This window comes from Companilactobacillus huachuanensis, assembly GCF_005404815.1.
Classification (GTDB): Bacteria; Bacillota; Bacilli; order Lactobacillales; family Lactobacillaceae; genus Companilactobacillus; species Companilactobacillus huachuanensis.
The window spans coordinates 54,378-75,524 of the sequence record NZ_BJDF01000016.1 but is presented as its reverse complement, the minus strand read 5'-3'; the positions used below and the strand labels follow the sequence as shown (position 1 = coordinate 75,524).

Below are 21,147 nucleotides of genomic sequence, written 5' to 3'. Positions count from 1 at the left end.
TGAATGCTCTCAGCTCTTCCAACTAGTTTTTTTTTTATGACAAAAACAAATAAAATGAAAACTTCTGCATACTTAAACAAATTTGTTCTAGACCTTTAACAACAATGGTTATATTATTTTTTCAACGTTCAATCTTAAGTTAGACAATTAAATGAGGAGAATTATTTTATGACAATGACAGAACATGAGAAACTTTTAGCTGGCAAAGATTATGATTATCGTGATCCAGAATTGCAAACGATGTTGAGTAATGGTCGCAAGCTTGTAAAACGGCTCAATGAATCAACCGATCCAGCTGAAAAAGTTACTATTTCGGAACAATTATTTAATAAAATCGGTGTAAGGTTGACTATCAATGGTCATTTTGAAGCCATTTACGGCAAACATATCAGTTTTGGAGATGATGACTTTATCAATGGGAACTGTTTTTTTCAAGATTCTAATTTAATCACTTTCGGTGATCGAGTTATTGTTGCTCCTGATACGAAGTTTTACTGTGGTGAACATGATATTGACGCAACTAAACGTTTCGGAATTCGTCCTGATGGCAGTCGCTATTTGATTACATATACGGAACCCATTACGGTAGGCAACGACGTTTGGATCGGTGGAAATGTGACAGTTATTGCAGGGGTACATATCGGTAATAACGTTATTGTCGCTGCTGGTGCAGTCGTCGTTAAGGACGTGCCAGACAATAGTATTGTTGGTGGAGTTCCAGCAAAAGTTATAAAACGCTTAGCACCGTTAAAATAATTACTTTTGAAAGAAGGATAATCATGAGGTTAACTGAAATTCCAATTTTGAGAATGTATCATCTGACTATTGACGAATCGCAACGTGAAGTTTTTGAAACTGCCGGTGTTCAAAATTTATTAACGTCACATCAAAATGAAATTGGAACTCTGGCAATGTACGCGACACATTTAAACGGTCAAGAAACAGAAAATTATGTTTTTGAACTTTATCAAGATGAATCACAATATCAAATTCATGCTAATTCGTCACAGTTTAAAGCCTATGGTCAAGTGGCTCAAAAAGTTGTTAAAGATAAGGGCTTGCAGGAATTACAGCCACAATATATTCAAACTAGTAACAGTAATATGGCGGTGAGTGGTCAAAATGATTATTTTATCGAGCTCACAACGTTCACATCGCCAAGTGATACAGTCCAGAAGTTGGTTGAAAAATTAGCTAAGACCTCTATTAGTGGGACTTATTATGTAGCAGCAGTAGACGCAGTTAAAAAACAATGGCTTTGTTTGGAACTTTTGAGGGAAAATCAGGTATCACAAATAAGTTCGATTCTTGATCAGGCTATATCATCTGATAGGATAACAAAGTTACTGAAGGTTGACACTATGGTCAGTCAGGCCAATATCGGATTTGAAAATTCACACTGATATTATGTTAATTGCCCTAATTTTTTGATAAAACATACACAATCGTAAAGGATATTAAAAATACCTTACGATTGTATTTTTTTATCGAAAAATTGGTTATATAATAAATCTAGCTAAAAATTTGAGGAGATTTGGGCATGGATAGATTATTGAGAGTCTCAATCCGGGTTTATGGAAGTAAAGCGATGCTGATTTTACGTGATACTTTAAAAGTGATGTTTCCAATCATGTTATTGGGGAGTTTTGCGGAGGTAATAAAAGCGGCGTTTCTAACACCAACGGGTTTTATGGCCACGTTGTTTAATATTACTAAGTGGTTACCATTTCATCGTGACTTAGCTTGGAGTATGGGTGTTATTTTTCACTGTACAATTGATATGATAGCTTTGTACGGAGCTTTTGGAGCTGCTTATTATACGGCTAAGGTTTATGGCAGAAAGTCAGCAGCGGCAGGTGTTGCGGGTTTATTATCATTTTTGATTATTTCTTATCAACCAAATAGTTCTGGTATGCCTGATTTTAATCCTCGCTTAATGTCGGAAGGAATGTTGCTTTCGTTAATCGTAGGTTATCTTTGTGGACGGATCATGGTTAAATTAGTTAATGTCAAAAAGGATGAATTGTTTCAGTTGATTAAACCGGTCTCCATAATAATTATTTTTTCGGCAATTGTAAATATGATATTAGGATTGATTGGGCGTTTCGAAATACCAACATATGTTGCGAGTTTTGTTTCTCAACATACTCAAATTAATGCTTTATTCTACGTTTTGGGAATGGGAGTTTTGACTAATCTGTTGTCCTGGATGGCGTTTGGTGGTCCATTTACCAATAGTCCAACGTTTGGCGACAGCGTTTCTTTATCAAATATGAATGCAGCTTTAAAAGCAGGTTCATCTTGGAATGTTCCATTTAAATTTACCGACACAACGCTCTATCATAGTTTCGCCAATTTTGGTGGGACGGGTGTGGTTTTGGCATTGATTATAGCAATTCTTATTTTCTCAAAAAAAGTTAATAATCGAAAGGTTTCAAAATGGGCTATTTTTCCGGCTATATTTAATAATAATTACGCAATGATGTTGGGAATTCCAATTCTCTTTAATCCTATTCTATTGATTCCGTTCTTATTAGCACCACTAGTTAATATGATATTGGCGGCCATATTATTGGCACTTCATTGGATTCCAGCGGCAGCATATCCAGTTCCAGCGGGTACGCCAGGACCATTGATTGCATTTATAGGAACTAATGGTAATTGGTTGGCGTTGATTTTTGGAGCATTCTTGATTTGTTTGGACGTCCTTATTTACATGCCATTTGTTAAACTAGCTGATCAAGTGGTTGAAAAAGCAGGTGACGATGATGAAGAAATTTAACAAATGGATTTGGACCGGGATCGGAATTTTAATTTCAATTATGCTGATTGTCATGTCGTTACAGTGGTCCCGTAATAACGTTGATGATTTAATGAAATGGCACAATTCGAAAATGTCGCCTGTCATTATGATTCCCGGAAGTTCGGCTACAGTTAATCGATTTGACACGTTAGTGAAAAAATTAAATAAAGGGAAAGCTCTTAAAAATCAACATAGTTTGGTTAAGGTTCGAGTTACTAATGATGACAAGTTACATATTACTGGTCAAATTAGACAGGGTGATAATGAGCCAATTATTGTTGTTGGTTTTGAAAATAATCATGATGGATATAGCAATATCAAACAACAGGCACGCAGGTTTAATATTGCATTCAAGGCGCTGGCCAATGAGTATAAATTTAACAACTTTAAGGGAATTGGACATTCCAACGGCGGATTGATCTATACGGCCTTTTTGGAAAAATACTATAGTAGTTATTCGTCTAAGATTACGATTAAACGTTTGATGACCATTGGTTCACCATATAACTTTAATGAACAATCGGTTCACCATAAAACGCAAATGTTATCCGATTTTATTGATGATTGGAAGAATATACCTAAGAATATAGACATGTATATTGTTGCCGGAACTCAGACGTATAATTCCGATGGCTTAGTTCCTTTAGGCAGTGTTGTGGCTGGAAAATATATTTATCAGGGACAAGTTAAGCATTTTACAACGGTATCAGTTTCTGGTTCCGATGCTCAACATTCTGACTTACCACAAAATTCTCAGATTATTGATTTAATTAATCGATATATTTTGGATAAAACACAAAATCAACAGAATGGCCGCAAAAATGATCAGAGTATTGGTAATATTAAATAAAACATGTCCGTCCTCAGGCCTTAGGCCAGTTTTTTCATTATATATAATGAGTTGTATCACTCCAAATTATTGGTTCTTTCTCAACTTGGGTTATGAGAAAAAGAGGCTGTTTCTCACTTGGAATTATTTCAAGTGGAAGACAGTCTCTTTTTAACAAATTTTAAATTAAATACGCGTACAGATTCCTTTATAACCAAACTTGATAAAGAGCCACTGTTTGCGTGAAGATTTTATTTTATTGTACGTTTATGCTGCAAATTTAGAAAAATGAAACAAATCAGCGTTTGTAAAATAGTCCAAGTATACTGGTGTTAAAATAATTAGCACAATTAAACTGATTAGTAGGATGACTGTTAGAGGATAATGAGTAAGCCTGTTGGCAGCTAGATTAGTTGAAATAATTACAAAATATTGTAGTGAGAGACGATAGGGATAGGCACGAAGAATGCTTGAATATCTAGCGCTTTTATATTGTTTGGCCTCTAATCTTTTTTCAGTCCAAAACCACATGAGTGGAATAAAAACCAATAGGTCCAATATTGTCAGGATGATGCTAAGGGCCCATTGAGAAAACATATTTAAATCTAAGAAATAATATCTATTTCCGTATATCCCAATTACAAAAACAACTATTAGAAAGAAAGAATGTTTATGTAAGTATGACATAGTATTAATCCTCCTATTATTATCATTTTCATTAATATCTGAAGGTTGAAAGGTGAAAAATTAATCTAACGATTGCTATTACAGACCTAGAGCTACTTTATTTAAATACTCAGAAATCCTCGTTTTATTGTTCCGCTATTAAAAAATAAACTAGTTGGAAGAGCTGAGAGTATTCATTTGCAGCGAAAGTGGCGTTATTGCTTCAGCAATTACACCACCGGACGTGTTGAAGACTCGCGGGTTTTGCGAGGCTTCAACCGAGGTTCGAGACCGCTTTCTGGCTCGGGCCGTTCCGCGCAGCAATTGAATACTCTCAGCTCTGGAAACGGCATACTTAACTAAACTGCTTTCAACCTTTATTTAATATAATTATATGACTGATATGAATGTAATAATAGCGATTCTAGTTTTTCCTTTATAATTTATATTAAAAAAACGCGCTACAACAATGTTTTACCTCATGAGATAATGGAATTCGAGGTAAATTACGTTGAGAAAAAAACTAATACTTTTAAGTCTACTGGTATTTGTTCTACCGTTATTCGCATTTACGTGGCCATTTCAACACCAAACTGATTTGAAAACTAAAACAGTGCATAAGAGTACTACTTCTGTTATCAGACACAGTAATAAAATCTGGCAAAAGTCGATTAAAGATGCTGATATTATTGATATGGACGGGCAAGCTGACAGTCGTGGCTATATTGCCTACTCAATGTCACAGCTTAAAGAAGTCAATAAATTGGTTGTTAAAGGGACGATTATTAAATTGGAAAGCATGAATAATCCAAATAATATGGCTTTGACTAAGGCGACTATTAAAATTGATAAAATCCTTCATGGTAAAAAATCTTTAAATGGGAAGACTATTACCGTTGCATTTAACGGTGGAGTAACAACTTTTGACAAGTGGTATGCTGGTTTACCAAGCCCTAAAGACGAAGATCATAAGGTATTTATTAAATATGATGAATTTCCAATACCTGAAATAGGTTCTCAAATAATTACTGGATTGTTGCCGGCCAATGCAAGTGAACCATCAGATTATATGAGAGCAATCAAAAATAATAAATTCGATTTTAAAAAGACTTATGTCTTAGGAATGCCTGAGTTCAATCTTTGGGTTAAGAAACCAAATGAAAAAGAATTTTACTTAAATAATCCACTAGCAGCCAAGAAATTAGTTGTCAATCCGACTTTTGATAAAGGAATTAGTGGGATGACTCAAGAATTTAATCAGAAATAATTAGGTGTAATTCGACAGCTTTTTCGTGTATTCAATAATTTAGGTTATGATAGTAAGTAAGGGGGAATTACTATCGTGAGTTGGGTATTTGTAATGCTGTTTGCCGCATTGGTAGCGGGTTTTGTTCAAGGTGTGACCGGATTTGGTTCTGGTATTATTATGATGATATTTTTGCCAAGTTTATTACCGATCAATCAAAGTGCTGGAGTTTCAACCCTGACCATGGTTGTTGCAATTATCATGGTTGCTTGGCATTATCGGAAATTTTTAAGATGGCAAAAATTAGTTGTTCCATTCATAATTTATATTTGCATGGCTATTTTCTCAGTTTATTTAAGCAAATTTATTGCGACCGGATATCTAAAAATCCTTCTAGGATTACTTTTAGTGACACTTGCTTTGTATTATCTATTTATGAACATTCATTCTATTAAGTTGAAGACGATTCCAATTTATGTGATGGTGATTTTCGCATTAGTCTCTGGTTTCTTCAATGGTATGTTTGGAATTGGTGGACCGTTGATGGCATTGTATTTCTTGACAATTTCGAATTCGAAAGAAAACTATTTGGCTAGTATTCAGACGTTTTTTTTGATGGATACAATTTTTATTACTACGATGCGATTTGCTAGTGGTGTTTTGACGCTGGGCAATTTCAAATATATTCTAGTGGGAATGGTTGGCGCGATTGTTGGAACGATATTGGCTAATCGTTTTGTTAAACATTTGAATTTGAAAGTTATGACATATTGTATTTATGGATTCATTGGTATCAGCGGGGTTTACTATTTATTAACAGCTTTAACTTGAGCAATAAGCGCGAAAATTCGGGCTTATTTTTTTTCCGAAATAATTGTCTTTTTTTGTAGCTAGAAATTTTGTTTACCTATATATTATGGGTGGAATTTCATTGATAAAAATTTTAGAAGGTATAAGCATGAATAGACAAGTTAAAGATATGCGACTTGATGAGTTTATTACTGAATTTATTGAACAAATGAAAGAGGTTGCTAATGATCCTGCCATGGCAAAGCGACCTGATTTAAAAGCCATTGTTGTTCAGGATATTAAGATACTTGAGAAAAATGAAGATTTGCATCGCTTAGCACCTAAGTTATTTCAAGAAATTAGTATCAAGTATATTGAGAGTCCAAAAGATTTTCCCAAGTCATTGATTGATTTGTATTATTGGGCTCGCGTAGAAACAAACAAATATGAGGCACTTGCTTGGAGTAATGTACAAGCTGGAACAGATTGGCTGGAAAAGTAAAGAAACCGTTGCGTATCATGGCAATACACCGTATAATGCAAGCTAGACTAGTACGAAGAAATGAGGATTATATATTTGATTACTGTTAGTGATGTTAGTTTACACTTTGCTGATCGAAAGCTATTCGACGATGTAAATATCAAATTTGCACCAGGAAATTGTTACGGCTTAATTGGTGCCAATGGTGCCGGAAAATCAACTTTCTTAAAGGTTTTATCAGGAGAAATCGCACCTTCAACTGGTTCCGTTAAATTGGGACCCAATGAACGTTTAGCAACATTGAAACAAAATCATTATGATTATGATGAATACACAGTGATGGAAACTGTTTTGATGGGTCATACTGAACTTTATCAAATCATGCAAGAAAAAGATGCTATTTACGCTAAACCAGATTTCAATGAGGAGGACGGACTACGTGCTGCTGATTTGGAAACAAAATTTGGTGAAATGGGTGGCTGGGAAGCTGAAGGTGAAGCTTCACAAATGCTTCAAGGTTTGAATATCCCTGAAAAGTTACACCAAGTTAAAATGAATACTTTGACTGCTGGTCAAAAAATTAAGGTCTTGTTAGCTCAAGCCTTGTTTGGTCAACCGGACGTCTTATTATTAGATGAACCAACTAACGGTCTAGATGTTGAATCAATTGACTGGTTAGAAGATTTTTTGATTAACTTTGAAAACACTGTTATCGTTGTTTCCCATGATAGATACTTCTTGAATAAGGTATGTACTTACATGGCCGATCTTGATTACAGTAAGATTCAACTTTATGCCGGTAACTATGATTTCTGGCAACAATCATCTGAACTTGCTCAAAGTATGAAACAAGATCAAAATGCTAAAAAAGAAGAAAAAATTAAAGAATTACAAGACTTTATTGCACGTTTTTCAGCCAATGCTTCTAAATCTAAACAAGCCACTTCACGTAAGAAAATGCTTGATAAGATTACACTAGATGATATCCAACCAAGTTCAAGACGTTATCCCTTTATTAAGTTTGAGCCTAATCGTGATATCGGTAATGATTTGCTAAAGGTTGATAATTTGTCTGTCACAATTGATGGCAAACAAATATTGAAAAATGTTAGTTTTATTCTTAACAAAGACGATAAAGTTGCATTCTTGGCTAAAGACGATATGAAGACAACAGCCTTATTCCGAGTTCTATCTGGTGATTTAACGCCTGATTCTGGAACAATTACTTGGGGTGTGACAACTAGTCAAGCTTACTTGCCAAAAGATTTCAACGCTATGTTCAATGAAGAGACACCAATTATTGATTGGCTACGTCAATTTGCTGAAAAGGGTGAGGATGATGATACATTCTTACGTGGTTTCTTAGGACGCATGCTCTTCTCTGGTGACGACGTCACAAAACATGTTGACGTACTTTCCGGTGGTGAAAAAGTTCGTGTTATGCTTTCAAAGATGATGTTATTGAAATCTAATGTTTTGATGTTAGATGATCCAACTAACCATTTGGATTTGGAATCAATTACGTCACTGAATGATGGCTTGATTGACTATAAAGGTTCAATCCTCTTTGCTTCACATGATCATCAGTTTATCCAAACAATCGCTAACCGTTTGATTTATTTAACAAACGATGGTGTAGTTGATCGTGCTGATACAACATACGATGAATTCAGATTGAATAAGCAAGTTGAAAAACAAATTGCTGAATTAGACGAAGAAGATTAATTGGAAAGCTTGGTTCTTTAAATTAGAATCAGGCTTTTTTATACTTTATTCACACTTATCACAAAAAAGTCGCATTGATTTAAGCTTCCTTAAATTTACTGATAGTAAGATTGAAGTATCAATTAAATATAAAACAATCAAAAACTTAAAAGTAAATTTATACGAAGGAGTGTTGCTTATGCGTTGGATGCCATTATTTATTATTTTGATTTTGTCATTATCAGGCGGAATCTATCTGTTCAACAATATTAAAGAATTTAATCGACGTCGTGTGGCGTTAGTCAGTTTGATCTATGTAACTTTTCTTGGAACTATTTTATTTACCCCAATGTCTTTTACCGGTACGTCGGTTTATATCATGCCAGCGGGAATTGGAAGTGTAAATTTATACCATATTACTTATGATTTAGGATTTATTGAGAACATTGCTTTGACCGTACCTTTAGGTTTCTTAATTAAGCGAGCCTTTTCAAACATATCTTTAATTTCCATGGTTCCAATTGGATTAATGACTGGTGCGGCAATTGAAACAATGCAGTATTATTTGTCACATATGTTCTTGATCAATCGGACAAGCGATATCAGTGATGTAGTTGCCAATGGAATCGGAATTGTGATTGGTGGAACTTTAGTCTTGGTTTACCACTATGTTTATGAGAAAAAGTCCTTGGAAAAGTGGATTTGAAGTTAATTTGCGTTATGAAGGATAATCGGCTCTTTCTTAGATTTGATTAAAAGTTGACCGTCTCCAGAGCCGAGAATAGTTTTATGAAACAGAATAATTTTTAATTATAGAAAATTATGTAAGAAATGAGTTGTATTACACTTAAGGAACCAAATAATTAGGTGTGGTACAACTCATTTTTGTTAAGCTTATATTGATGAAGAATTGCGGGTTGTGATTGTAATCAGTTTCTATGATTATTAATTGGCCCTTTTTACGCAAATTTGCCATTGGCCCTTTTTATGCATTAGGACTTATTTTAAGGAATCAATCCTGTTTTCTTCACAAAAAAATCGCACTTTCTTCGGATTGTTTAAACTAAAGAACAGTATAATTTGAAAGGTAAAAGAATAAAAAAGGGGCGATGTAATTGCGTTGGATACCTTTATTAGTAATACTGAGCCTGTCGTTTATAAGCGGACTTCATATTCTAGGCAGTATTGATGATGCAAAACGTCGGAGCATATTTTTAATTAGATTGGCTTATTTGACCTTTCTAGGAGTAATTTTGTTCACGCCGTTATCTTTCGATGGGATAGCCGTTTATATCATGCCAGCGGGAATAGGAAGAGTTAATTTGCATTATATTTATATTGGCTTGGGATTCATTGAAAATATTATTCTAACCATTCCTTTGGGATTTTTGATTAAGAAGGTTTTTCCAAATATGTCACTAATCCTAATAGTTCCACTTGGTTTTATGATGGGAGCAGCCTTTGAATTGACACAGTATTATTTATCACATACGTTCTTGATTAATCGAGTCTGTGATATCAATGATGTTCTTGCTAACGGAATCGGAGTTGCCATCGGTGCAGTATTAGCGTTGGTTTACTATTATGTCTACGAGAGAAATCTATCTGAAAAAAAGATTTAGAATCGAAGTATGGTGTTATGAAGCTTAATTCATAACGCTTTTTTTATCCCAAAATTCATAACGGCGTTGTACTTGTTAGTATAAAGTTACATTTAATCAGCCACATGAGCCATATTAAATCAGGATTTACGGGAAAATTAGTAAATATTAGTTGCGCAAATCGTACTCTACTTGATACATAATTACTTGAAAAATTGCTTGTCCAATTCGTTAATCTATAACAGAATGTAGGTAAGGATTAATTAAGAGTGTAAAGGAGAGATAATGATGACAGAATTTGCAAAACAGCTGAAAAAGTATCGAACAGACGGAGAAATCACCCAAGATGATTTGGCCAGTAAATTATTCGTAACTAGACAAGCCATTTCAAAGTGGGAATTCGATGAATCTACTCCTGATTTAAATAATTTGGTTAAATTAACTGAGATTTTCAATGTAAGTCTTGATTCACTAGTCTTTGGTTTGACTGATCAGACAAAGGTTGACGATGAAGAATTTGTCATGGATCCCCAGACACATACCTATGTAAGACGTTACGGTAAAATGAATTTTTGGGATTATATGAGTAAAAATTGGTGGGTGGTCCTTATTTTAGGTGCTGTACTTATTGATGTAGCAATGTTTATACATTAGTTTTAAGTTTAAAAAATGATTGAGGAATTATAAATGATAAAGTACATGATTTTTGATTTAGATGATACTATTCTCGACTTTCATAAAGGCGAGATTGAGGGAGTTACTCAGATTTTGAAACAACAGGGTGTTCCAGATGTTCAAAGCGCGTTACAGGCTTATTTATCATTGAACAAGAAAATATGGGAAAATATTGAAACTGGGGCATCACCACAGCTCCTGTTAAATACTAGGTTTTCAAAAACACTGGCTGTATTTGGCATTGATGCTGATGGTGTGAAGTTGGAAGCTCAATATCGGGAGATGCTAAATCATAATTTTTATACGATTCCAAATGTTACAGAATTGTTAACAAATTTAAAAACTGTTGGAATAAAATTATTTGTAGGCACTAATGGCGTTAAAATAACTCAATTGGAACGGTTGAAGGGATCAGGCTTGGATAAGTATTTCGATGATTATTTTATTTCTGAAGATATTGGTTTTTCAAAACCTAGTGCTGAATTTTTTAAACCAGTATTTCAACGACATCCTCATTTGAATAAAGATAATGCATTGATGATTGGTGATCGGTTACAATCCGATATTTTAGGTGCAACTAGAGCTGGGTTGAATAGTATTTGGTTCAACCCACATAATCAAATCAATGATTCTGAAATTCAACCAACTTTTATCGCTAACAATTATCAGCAAGTTCTAGAAATTGTGATGGATGAAAAACAAAAAGAGTGAAACAAAAAATGCGTAACTTTCAAGTAGAAAGGCGAATAGAGACAGTTGGCATAACGCCATTGCAAGGAAGCAGGATTAAACGTAGAGAAGACTCCGGTAGGAGAAAAATTAACTTTTGTTTCTTCAGTTGGAATAGCTTTTTTCGGAGTTTTTGCTGAAGAAGAACAGTTGATTACCACGAATTAAGTAGATGAATACTAACCCAACTTCAGTAAACTATTTTTTACTTACCTTAGCTGCTACTGCTAGTTTAGATAAATCAGTTTCTTTCATTTTTGAATTCTTCTTTACAAAAGTTGCTAATTAAGAAAGCTCGGTAATTCATTGCCAAGTAGTTCACGTCCCGTACAATTTGCCACTAGAAAGATGAACTTGATTGTAGAATGTGTGTATCAACACCTCTTAATTTAACAATTTTTCGATTATTGTAAATAGAAATATAAATTTTAAATCATTATCAATCTTCGATATACTAGGTATACAGCCAAGCGTTCGAGGAGTAATTACCCTTGTTGGTTGTAGTCGAACAGTTATATGGGTGCAACACCCCTCAACTAATCCATTAGATGGAGGTGTATGGCTATGATAGCAAGGATAAGTTTGGAGGTTTTGCTTTGCAGCTCTTTGAGCTTGCAATTAGTGTGTATTACTTAGCTAAAGCGTATTACATATACGTCGAAGCTAAGACACTAAAAAAGACTAATCATTTAGATTAGTCTTACCAAAATTCAACCATTTTCCATTCGATGTTTGAGATCATGGGAGTCCAATTCCTGTGATCTCTTTTCATCTATTATTATATATTACCGTCAGTAGTAAATCAAGATTTTGGAGTTCTCTCCCTATGGTGGTTACTCTAAAAGATGATACAACGAAGGCGTCGGCAATTACATTCTTAGAATTCATGGACGGAGAAACATATATTGATAATAAAAACAAATTAGATAAGATTATTAAATCTCAATTGATATAGAATTCAAAAATGCTTAAAAAAATAAATAAAATACTAATTTTAAAATAAAAAAGACACCTGATAAGTGTCTTTTTTGGTTCTTTCTCAACTTTGGTTATGAGAAACAGACTCTTTTTGACAAATTTCTAAATTAAATACGGATACGCACCGTAATCCGATTTTGGACTACAGTTCCTATTCGTTTTATGCAAAAAAAATTATATCTCAAATTTTTTATTCAATAAACTTTTCGATGGCATTGCCAACACCATCATGATTGTTGTCGGTAGTTATGTAATTAGCAACTGCTTTAACGCCTTCAGTCGCATTAGCCATAGCAATTCCAGTTCCAGCAATTTCTATCATTGAAATATCGTTATCGCGGTCACCAAAAGTAATAATTTCTTCCATATTAATTCCTAATTTGTCTGCAAGAAATTTCACGGCATTACCTTTATTTACGCTTTTAGGGAAGATTTCTAAATAACCGATACCAGTACGTACAACAAAGTAATCGGTGAATGATGCTTTGATAAAATGTGCGATCTCATCTAATTTAGACTCTTTAGCATTAATGACAGCTTTAGTAATTTCGAAATTAAGTGGCAAATCCTCAGGTCGTCTGATATGTAAGTCGTCGTTGCCTTCAAAGGCCATCGCAATTGTAAAACGATTGATATCATAGTTATTGCTTGTATAAATGTTGCCATTAACGTCAAAAACACAATAGGAAAGGTCATTGGTTTGGGTGAATTCAACAAATTCGCGATAAAATTCATTTGAAAGTGTTCTCTGCATGATAAATTCACCATGCATATTTTCAATAATGGCACCACCGTTAGTAATCATATATTGTTCTGTTCCATTGATACCAAGAGCCATGGCATATTTTTCCATCGCCTTATGTGGTCGTCCTGAACAAAGAACAACTTTAATACCTTGTGCTAAAGCATTTGTGATCATAAGTCTATTTTTATCTGAAATGGTTTTGGCACTACTTAAAAGAGTATCGTCAATGTCGATAGCGATTAATTTATAATTCATATTTTCTCCTAGAAAGTGGGATGTACTAATCTTTACCAATCAAATGTAGAAGAAAAGTCCAATTAAAACCATCAATTATGTTAAATAATTAAAAGTTTAATTGTAATAATTGCTTGACATTTTATTTCCAAATAGACAATACATCTGCTCTGATATAATAGAAGTCAAATGGGTTGAAGGGGAGAGTATAATGGCAACAATTCAGTTCAAAGATAGTAAAGTTAATCTTGATAAGTTGGCAAAATTTGGTTTTATTAAAAACGGCGCAGTTTATGAATATCAGGAGCTCATTGTTAATAATCAATTTTTGCTTAAAGTAACTGTTAATAAAGACGGTAATATAGAAACTAAAGTAATTGACTCCGAAACTAAAGCGGAATATGTTTTGCATTTACAACCTGGTGCAACTGGGAAATTTGTTACTAAAGTTTCCAATGATTATCAATCGGTGTTGGATAAAATACAGGCTGCTTGTTACGAGAAAGACGTCTTTAAGGAACCACAGGTCAGAGATATTATTGATTACATAAATGATACATATGATAGTCAATTGGAGTATCTTTGGAAGAAATTTCCCCACAATGCTATTTGGCGCCGTGGCGATACTAATAAATGGTTTGGACTATTATCGGTAATTCCTAAATCAAAATTAGGACTGGATTCCGAAAAAAGTATTACGGTAATGGATATGCGCGCAGATTCTGAAATAATTGATAAGCTGGTCGATAATCGCAAATATTTCCCCGGTTATCATATGAGCAAAAAAAATTGGTACACGATTATGTTAGACGGATCAGTTGATAATCAAGAAATTTTTGACCGTTTGCAAGCAAGTTATGATTTAGCAAAATAAATTTTGTCAATTAAAAATAGCAAATAAATTATCTGGAATTTTTTTAATATCCTGAATTCAATACAAAACTTTGCTATGCTTATTACTAACATAATATTTATGGGGTGCAAATATGATTGATATCAACGACCTATCAAAGAGCTATGGCAATAAAGAGGCTTTACAACATTTAACATTACAAATTAAACCTGGGGAGATTTTCGGATTCTTGGGACATAATGGTGCTGGTAAATCGACTACTATCAAAAATCTAGTTAGTATTATTCAACCCACGAGTGGGTCTATTACAGTTGATGGGCTTGAATTATCAGAACATCGCCAAGAAATTAAACAAAAGATTGCTTATGTTCCTGATACTCCAGATATCTTTTTACAGTTAACTGCGGCAGAATACTGGGATTTGTTAGCAGCGGCTTATGATTTGTCCGAGAGCGAGGTTAAAGCACGCCGTCAAAAGCTGGTTGAGTTATTTAATATGGGTTTACATGTGGATGAAACTATTGCTAGTTTTTCACATGGTATGCGTCAAAAAACTGTTTTAATCGGAGCATTATTGTCTGAACCTGATATTTGGATTTTGGATGAACCTATGCAAGGACTGGATCCACAGGCAGCCTATGATTTGAAACAATTGATGAAAGCTCATGCAAAAAAAGGTAAAACGGTTATCTTTTCAACTCACAATTTGGATACTGCTCAACAATTATGTGATGAATTGGCTATTCTAAAGACTGGTAAGCTGATATATAACGGTTCAGTTAAAAATTTGTTAGCTCAATATGAGAACGAGTCACTTGAAGAAATATATTTACAGATGGCTGGTCGCCAAGGAGATGGTCACTTAGTTGATGATATCGAAGGTGATATCAATGAATAAACGACAACTGGGGGCTTTATTGGCGGTCAATTTACGCTTGGTTAATCCGCAGGCAACTGACCGCTATCGTAAGAAAGGTAAGAATGGTACAGAATTAACAAATAAACTGAAGTTACAATTTTTGACCAATACATTTATTTTCTTGGCTATTTATGGTTTTACGATGTTTTCAATTGACTTTAGCAAGATGCCAGGAATGTTTACATTTTATGTGGGATTATTTGTTTTATTAGGAATATCTCAGAGTATTTCTGGATTGTATAATGTATTCTTTGCTGGAAAAGATATCAATAGCTATTTGCCGTTACCGTTTCGTCAAAATGAAATTTTCTTAAGCAAAGTTTTAATTGTTGCGTTCAATGTATTCCCGTTCACATTACCCTTGTTGATAGCATTTTTCTTAACGGGATGGCATTCAGGGATAATGATTCCAGTATCGCTAATAATGTCACTAGTTGTCTATCTGTTTATAATGACAATTATTTTCATGTTCTGTGCACTAGTAGTCTTTTCATTAACAAAGACAAAGGTTTTTCGTGAACATCAGAATTTAGTTATGAATGGTTTGATGGGAATATCGATGGTAATCGCTATTGGCGGAATTATGTTGATGAATAACAGTAACAATTACACTGCAACTGGAGCAAGATACGATCGCTCGGTAATCAGTATTTTTATGCCAATATTCCAAATTTTTAATGTACCTGTTTCCGTAAATAGCGGGATTTCATGGTTAGGACTATTGGTTCTGTTAGCCGTGTTTGGTGGAATTTTAAAGTATTTGATTGTGCCGCAATTGAGTGAGCAGTTGACAACTGTTAATTCAGCCTCGCTTAACCGATCAAACCAACGAAAGGCCGTTAAACGTCAAGGATTGAATGCCAATTTAGATTCTTATAATTGGCAATTATTGAAAGAGCCGAACTTATTATTACAAGTCGTAATGAATTCAATTATGATTCCAGTAATTTTTATTATTTCATTTTCGTTTGCCAAACTACCAAGTAACCTTCCACTCAAGTGGATTGGGGTTTTCTTCGTTGGTGGGATTGCGTTCAGCAGTTTTACAACTAATCAGTCGGCTTTAGTGAGTAATTTAATTTCATTAGATAGAGCTAACTTTGAATTTGTTAGATCGTTACCAATTTCGATGAAACAATATTTACATCGAAAATTTTTATTTGGTTATTTAATGCAAATTATTCTCAATGTTGTGATAGTCATTATTATGTCAGTAGTTTTGAAAGCTGGTTTGGTAATGGCATTGGCTTTAATATGTGGATCTGCATGGGGTACTTATTTGATGAGCTTGCATTATTTCAGCCGTGATTATCGTTTAAGGTTGACCAATTGGACGAATGTAACCGAATTATTCAATCGTGGCGGCGGTAATCTAGGGATGGTAGCAACCATGTTTGCATCAGTATTTATCAGTGTAATTATTGTCGTGGCGTACAGTATGTTGCTAATTAATACACCTTGGGCTGCAATGATTAATATTATCGCTTTAGCGGTAATTTTAGTTGTATCTTGGTTATTGTTGAGACATTATCGAGTAAAATTTTGGAGCCAATTTGATTAAAAAAAGACTGAGTTTACTTTTTTAACTAAGTAAATTCAGTCTTTTTGACTCCAGAAAAACTATGCAGTTTGTGGATGTCTATATCTAACAATCAATTTTCTTAATTCCTCAATCAGGAAGATTGGAATTGGAACGATAAACAAGAATACCCAATCTCTGACTTGTAATGGAGCGGTATTGAACACGCCCTGAATACCTGGTGTATAGACGAGAACTGCCAACAAAATTACTTCGAAGACAATACCTGCCCAGATTCGGTGATTACTGAATAATCCCAATTTGAGAACTGAAGTATATTTACTTCGACAATTAAGGGCTGCAGCAATTTGACAGAAAATAATTGCTGCTAAAGTCATTGTTGTTGCACGATTATAACCGATACCTGATGATAACAAGTGTTGAGCAGGCCAACCATTTTCGAAATTGACGAAGAAATATGCCAGAGTTGAAACTAGTGAAGCAATCGCGCCATACCAAGCAAATGCTGTCAAAACTAAATGTTTATCAAGTAAGTGAGAGTTACGAGAACGTGGGGCTTGATTCATGATACCTGGTTCAGGGTGCTCAGCACCTAGTCCTAAAGCTGGCAACATATCGGTTCCGAGATCAACAACTAAAATTTGTAGAACTGTCAATGGCAATGGAATCAAACCACGGCTGAGTAAAAATAGGACTGAAGGGATAGCTTCGGGTACATTGGAATTGAAGATGTATAGCAAGAACTTTTGAATATTACTATAAACTGTCCGACCTTCCTCAATTGCGGCCACAATAGAAGCAAAGTTGTCATCAGTTAGAATCATATCGGCAGCATCTTTGGCAACATCTGTGCCGGTGACACCCATAGCGACACCAATATTAGCTTTCTTCAAAGCTGGAGCGTCATTAACACCATCACCAGTCGAAGCAACAATTTGACCCATTGTTTGTAAGGTCGAAACAATCTTGTACTTTTGTTCAGGAGCGACTCTAGCAAAAATGATTTCACCTTCGAGAGCCTTCTTTAATTCATCTGTGTTCATTTGATCTAATTCAGAGCCAGTAACGACACGGGCTTTGTCACTTGTGATACCTATTTTAACGGCGATTGATTTGGCAGTGATTTCGCTATCGCCAGTAACCATGATAATTTTAATTTTAGCGTTGTGACATTTCTTGACAGCATCATAAATTTCAGGACGAGGGGGGTCAGCCATGACTGTTAAACCAACGAAAGTTAAGTTCTTTTCGACATTGTCAATGGTCAAATCATCAAGTTGATCTTTGCCATTGTAGGGAATTGTTTGATAGGCGAATGACAATGAACGTAACCCCTTAGTAGCATATGATCGATTAGCTTGGCTGATAGCGGTCTGATCGGCACTTGTTATGGGACGAATATTTCCGTGTTCTTGAATAGTCGAACATTGTTTTAGAAGATCACTCAGAGATCCTTTAACTGCAAATAATAATTGGTTGCCTTGTTGGTGAATTGTGGTCATTCGCTTACGGTCGGAGTCGAAGGGTAATTCTTTTAGCCGAGGGCTCTCTTTCAATGATTCTTTAGTTTGAAAGCCAGCCTTTTGGGTCAAAATCACTAGTGCAGCTTCAGTTGGTGTACCTAAAATCTTCGGCTTTTTGGTATTTTTAGCATATTCAACGGTTGTATCATTATTAAATGCAGCGATGGTCAGTAATTGTTTCAAATCCGGATCATTTTGAAAATCAATTTTTTGCTGCTTTCTTTGAATAGTACCGTTATTGACATATCCTTGACCAGAGACTGTATATACGCCTGAAGACAACCAGATATTATTAACGGTCATTTGATTTTGTGTCAAAGTACCAGTTTTATCAGAACAAATGACGGTAGTTTCACCTAAGGTTTCAACACTATTTAAATCCTTTACCAAAGCGTGTTTTTTAGCCATTCGTTGGACACCTTGGGCCAATGATAATGTGACTGTTGGCAAAAGTCCTTCGGGAATAAAGGCAACAATCATACCTAAGGCAAAGATAAATGATTGTGCAACAGGGTTATGTACAACGAGAATTGCAGCCACGAAAAAGGCCACACCAATACCCATGGCAATTAGTGAAATCTGCTTTGTTAATCGATTTAATTCCAATTGTAGTGGACTAATTTCCTTATTTTGTTTTTGAGTTAGTGAAGCAATTTTACCAAATTCAGTTTGCATACCAGTTGTGATAGCTACAGCTTTGGCGGTTCCGGCCCCAACAGTAGTTCCAGCATAGACTAAATTTGATTCGGAAAATTTACCTTCACCGGGTAAAAATTTAACATTTTTAGATTCAGGAACTGTTTCACCAGTTAAGGCTGACTGATCAATTTGAATCGAGGTTGCCTCGAGTAATCTAGCATCAGCAGGGACAGAGTTACCAGCTTGTAAATTGAAAACATCACCAGGAACTAAATCAGTGGCATTTAATTTTTCTTCTGCACCATCACGAAATACTTGAGTGTATGTTGGTAACATCGCCATCAAAGAATCAGTTGCCTTGGCAGCCTTATGCTCTTGCCAAAAGCTGAAAATACCGTTGATGATATTAACTAGCCAAATCGCGATACCTAATTCGACCGAGCCAGTAAAAATGGCAATCAAACCGCTGACCCACAAAAGAATCGCCATCAGACTAATAAAATTTTTCAAAAAAGCCTTAATCTGTGACTTTTGTTGGCTGTGGTGAATCATGTTGGGTCCGTATTTTGCTTGTCGTTTAGTGGCCTCGTTTTGACTCAAGCCTTCTGTAGTAGTCTGCAAGTGGTTCAGTAATTGTTCAATTGACTCAGTAGCGTAATTTTCTTTAGAATTTTGTACATGAATGTCCTTCATTTTTTTCACCATCTTTTTTTGAAAAAACCCTCATGAAACAATGAAATTGGATTTTAAATTAGAAAATTTTCATCCCGTTCATTAACGTAATTATAGTTCTAATATAAAAATAAGTATTAAAGTAACACTTAATTCACTGAGCAATGGTAGTTAATTAAACGCACAAAGTAAAGAGTTGCAGCTGACTTTTTTCGGAAAATGGTGCATTTTGTGATATCATAAAATAATGATTTTTAAGGAGATAAATTTATGACCATTAAATTAGTTGCTTTTGACATGGATGGAACTTTCCTAAATGATCAAAATACATATAATCATCAACGCTTTGGTGAGATTTTAAAAGAATTACGAGCTAAGGATGTTCGTGTAGTCGCTGCCAGTGGCTCGCAATATCAGCGTTTGTTAGATCAATTTGACGAATTTAAAACAGAAATGGATTTTGTCTCTCAAAATGGCGCGGCAGTTTACAGCAACAGTCAACCATTATTGATTCAGGCAATGCCAGCAGAGGCTGTGACAGCAACCTTGGATATTATTAACCATCAATTTGAGCCAACTGATATTGCTGAACATTTGGTTGTTGGAGTTAAGTCAGCTTATGTTGATCAAACAATTTCACAGGCAGCCTTTGATTTAACTTATCATTATTACAATCACTTGCAACGTGTTAATAATTTGCCAACCGTGACGCCGAAAGTTTTACAAGATCAAGTTACTAGTATTGGCGTGACATTTGCAGACCAAGTCGATTTTAAAGCCGTGATATCTAAGTTACGTCAAGCTTTACCAGCCGGGTTATCCAGTCAAACATCTGGTTACAATACGGAATTGATCAGCGAAAACTCAGTCAATAAAGCTGCCGGATTACGTGAATTACAAAATAGATTCAATATTGCTGACGATGAAATTATGACGTTTGGTGATAATGAAAATGATTTGAGCATGTTGGAATTGACACCCTATGGGTATGCTGTGGCTAATGCAACAGATAAAATTAAGGGTGCAGTTAATCATCATACTGAATCCAATAATGACGAGGGTGTACTCAATGTTTTGAGTCGCCTGATCTAAAGAGTTGGACCAAACCTGGTCAACTTTCAAGCATTAACCAAAGAAACAGGGTAATCCAAAATCGGATTATCCTGTTTCTTTGGTTAAGTGTAAATACTCTTTTCGTACATGTATGTAGCGTGTTTAAGGACAAGTTCTAGAATGTTTTTATCCTCGTTGAGGAATTAGGGCAGATAGTCCTCGTCGTTTGAAAGAAAATCCTAGTGAACTCCAGGCACTGTCAGTTATTTGTACAGGTAAACCTTTAGCAGTCCGGAACATTTGTTGTTGATAGTAGCTTAAGCCAACTAAAGGACCAACTTTTTTATCTAAACTGTTAATTTTTGTTGTGAGATGATGTAAGTTTATTTTAGTAAAATTTCCAATTTCAAATTGATTGGGTAAATCGGATATCAAAACAATTGGACGTGCCAAACCGATTAAATCGGC

The 21,147-nt window shown here is 34.8% G+C and carries 21 protein-coding genes; 17 read left to right on the top strand and 4 right to left on the bottom strand.

Translation table 11 applies throughout. From position 1 onward, the window contains the following. The first annotated feature begins 168 nt into the window (after positions 1–168). The 4 genes from FFM71_RS09840 to FFM71_RS09825 all read left to right on the top strand — a co-directional run bounded on the left by FFM71_RS09840 (position 169) and on the right by FFM71_RS09825 (position 3,653). A complete protein-coding gene (locus FFM71_RS09840; RefSeq protein WP_137611999.1) occupies positions 169–756 on the top strand; it encodes a maltose acetyltransferase domain-containing protein in 588 nt (195 codons plus the stop codon). Positions 757–779: 23 nt separating this feature from the next. Beyond that, complete coding sequence (locus FFM71_RS09835) at positions 780–1,403, top strand: putative quinol monooxygenase (protein ID WP_137611998.1); 624 nt, start codon at positions 780–782, stop codon at positions 1,401–1,403. Positions 1,404–1,540: 137 nt separating this feature from the next. Further along, positions 1,541–2,782 carry a PTS transporter subunit EIIC gene (locus FFM71_RS09830; protein WP_137611997.1) on the top strand — a complete coding sequence of 414 codons (1,242 nt, stop codon included), beginning with the start codon at positions 1,541–1,543 and terminating at the stop codon, positions 2,780–2,782. Then, positions 2,766–3,653, top strand: coding sequence for an alpha/beta hydrolase (locus tag FFM71_RS09825; RefSeq protein ID WP_373278803.1), 888 nt, complete (start codon positions 2,766–2,768; stop codon positions 3,651–3,653). The genes FFM71_RS09830 and FFM71_RS09825 overlap by 17 nt, the downstream gene beginning before the upstream one ends. A 246-nt stretch (positions 3,654–3,899) precedes the next feature. On the opposite strand, the gene FFM71_RS09820 is transcribed toward FFM71_RS09825, so the two are convergent. After that, positions 3,900–4,319, bottom strand: a complete 420-nt coding sequence (locus FFM71_RS09820; RefSeq protein ID WP_137611996.1) for a hypothetical protein — start codon at positions 4,317–4,319, stop codon at positions 3,900–3,902. A gap of 490 nt (positions 4,320–4,809) precedes the next feature. Between FFM71_RS09820 and FFM71_RS09815 the strand changes: the two genes are divergently transcribed. The 9 genes from FFM71_RS09815 to FFM71_RS13825 all read left to right on the top strand — a co-directional run bounded on the left by FFM71_RS09815 (position 4,810) and on the right by FFM71_RS13825 (position 12,478). Next, positions 4,810–5,565: a hypothetical protein gene (locus tag FFM71_RS09815; protein WP_137611995.1), complete on the top strand. Its 756-nt coding sequence runs from the start codon at positions 4,810–4,812 to the stop codon at positions 5,563–5,565. 75 nt (positions 5,566–5,640) lie between these two features. Next, positions 5,641–6,375, top strand: coding sequence for a sulfite exporter TauE/SafE family protein (locus tag FFM71_RS09810; RefSeq protein ID WP_171000531.1), 735 nt, complete (start codon positions 5,641–5,643; stop codon positions 6,373–6,375). Positions 6,376–6,502: 127 nt separating this feature from the next. Then, entirely contained in the window at positions 6,503–6,835 is a 333-nt protein-coding gene (locus tag FFM71_RS09805; protein WP_171000530.1) for a bacteriocin immunity protein, read from the top strand. Positions 6,836–6,910: 75 nt separating this feature from the next. Continuing rightward, positions 6,911–8,539 carry an ABC-F family ATP-binding cassette domain-containing protein gene (locus tag FFM71_RS09800; RefSeq protein ID WP_137611992.1) on the top strand — a complete coding sequence of 543 codons (1,629 nt, stop codon included), beginning with the start codon at positions 6,911–6,913 and terminating at the stop codon, positions 8,537–8,539. Between the two features lie 178 nt (positions 8,540–8,717). Beyond that, positions 8,718–9,224: a VanZ family protein gene (locus FFM71_RS09795; protein ID WP_137611991.1), complete on the top strand. Its 507-nt coding sequence runs from the start codon at positions 8,718–8,720 to the stop codon at positions 9,222–9,224. Positions 9,225–9,633: 409 nt separating this feature from the next. After that, a complete protein-coding gene (locus tag FFM71_RS09790) occupies positions 9,634–10,140 on the top strand; it encodes a VanZ family protein (RefSeq protein ID WP_137611990.1) in 507 nt (168 codons plus the stop codon). A 267-nt stretch (positions 10,141–10,407) separates the two neighbouring features. Continuing rightward, the gene (locus FFM71_RS09785; RefSeq protein WP_137612007.1) at positions 10,408–10,773 is read left to right on the top strand and encodes a helix-turn-helix domain-containing protein; all 366 of its coding nucleotides are present in this window, start codon (positions 10,408–10,410) and stop codon (positions 10,771–10,773) included. A gap of 33 nt (positions 10,774–10,806) precedes the next feature. Further along, the gene (locus FFM71_RS09780) at positions 10,807–11,505 is read left to right on the top strand and encodes a YjjG family noncanonical pyrimidine nucleotidase (protein WP_137611989.1); all 699 of its coding nucleotides are present in this window, start codon (positions 10,807–10,809) and stop codon (positions 11,503–11,505) included. A gap of 844 nt (positions 11,506–12,349) precedes the next feature. Then, positions 12,350–12,478 (top strand): hypothetical protein, encoded by a 129-nt coding sequence (locus FFM71_RS13825; RefSeq protein WP_263390697.1) that lies wholly within the window; start codon positions 12,350–12,352, stop codon positions 12,476–12,478. Positions 12,479–12,691: 213 nt separating this feature from the next. Here FFM71_RS13825 and FFM71_RS09775 read toward each other — a convergent pair whose 3' ends face one another. Continuing rightward, a complete protein-coding gene (locus tag FFM71_RS09775; RefSeq protein ID WP_137611988.1) occupies positions 12,692–13,501 on the bottom strand; it encodes a Cof-type HAD-IIB family hydrolase in 810 nt (269 codons plus the stop codon). A gap of 190 nt (positions 13,502–13,691) precedes the next feature. Here FFM71_RS09775 and FFM71_RS09770 point away from each other — a divergent pair, with 190 nt between their 5' ends. The 3 genes from FFM71_RS09770 to FFM71_RS09760 all read left to right on the top strand — a co-directional run bounded on the left by FFM71_RS09770 (position 13,692) and on the right by FFM71_RS09760 (position 16,813). Further along, positions 13,692–14,354 carry an MmcQ/YjbR family DNA-binding protein gene (locus tag FFM71_RS09770; protein WP_137611987.1) on the top strand — a complete coding sequence of 221 codons (663 nt, stop codon included), beginning with the start codon at positions 13,692–13,694 and terminating at the stop codon, positions 14,352–14,354. A gap of 112 nt (positions 14,355–14,466) precedes the next feature. Next, complete coding sequence (locus FFM71_RS09765) at positions 14,467–15,231, top strand: ABC transporter ATP-binding protein (protein ID WP_137611986.1); 765 nt, start codon at positions 14,467–14,469, stop codon at positions 15,229–15,231. After that, entirely contained in the window at positions 15,224–16,813 is a 1,590-nt protein-coding gene (locus FFM71_RS09760) for an ABC transporter permease (RefSeq protein ID WP_137611985.1), read from the top strand. The genes FFM71_RS09765 and FFM71_RS09760 overlap by 8 nt, the downstream gene beginning before the upstream one ends. Positions 16,814–16,872: 59 nt before the next feature. On the opposite strand, the gene FFM71_RS09755 is transcribed toward FFM71_RS09760, so the two are convergent. Next, positions 16,873–19,647, bottom strand: coding sequence for a cation-translocating P-type ATPase (locus FFM71_RS09755; RefSeq protein ID WP_137611984.1), 2,775 nt, complete (start codon positions 19,645–19,647; stop codon positions 16,873–16,875). 249 nt (positions 19,648–19,896) lie between these two features. Here FFM71_RS09755 and FFM71_RS09750 point away from each other — a divergent pair, with 249 nt between their 5' ends. Next, positions 19,897–20,718, top strand: a complete 822-nt coding sequence (locus FFM71_RS09750) for a Cof-type HAD-IIB family hydrolase (protein ID WP_137611983.1) — start codon at positions 19,897–19,899, stop codon at positions 20,716–20,718. A gap of 147 nt (positions 20,719–20,865) precedes the next feature. On the opposite strand, the gene FFM71_RS09745 is transcribed toward FFM71_RS09750, so the two are convergent. Next, a complete protein-coding gene (locus tag FFM71_RS09745) occupies positions 20,866–21,132 on the bottom strand; it encodes a hypothetical protein (RefSeq protein ID WP_137611982.1) in 267 nt (88 codons plus the stop codon). Between the last annotated feature and the right edge of the window lie 15 nt (positions 21,133–21,147).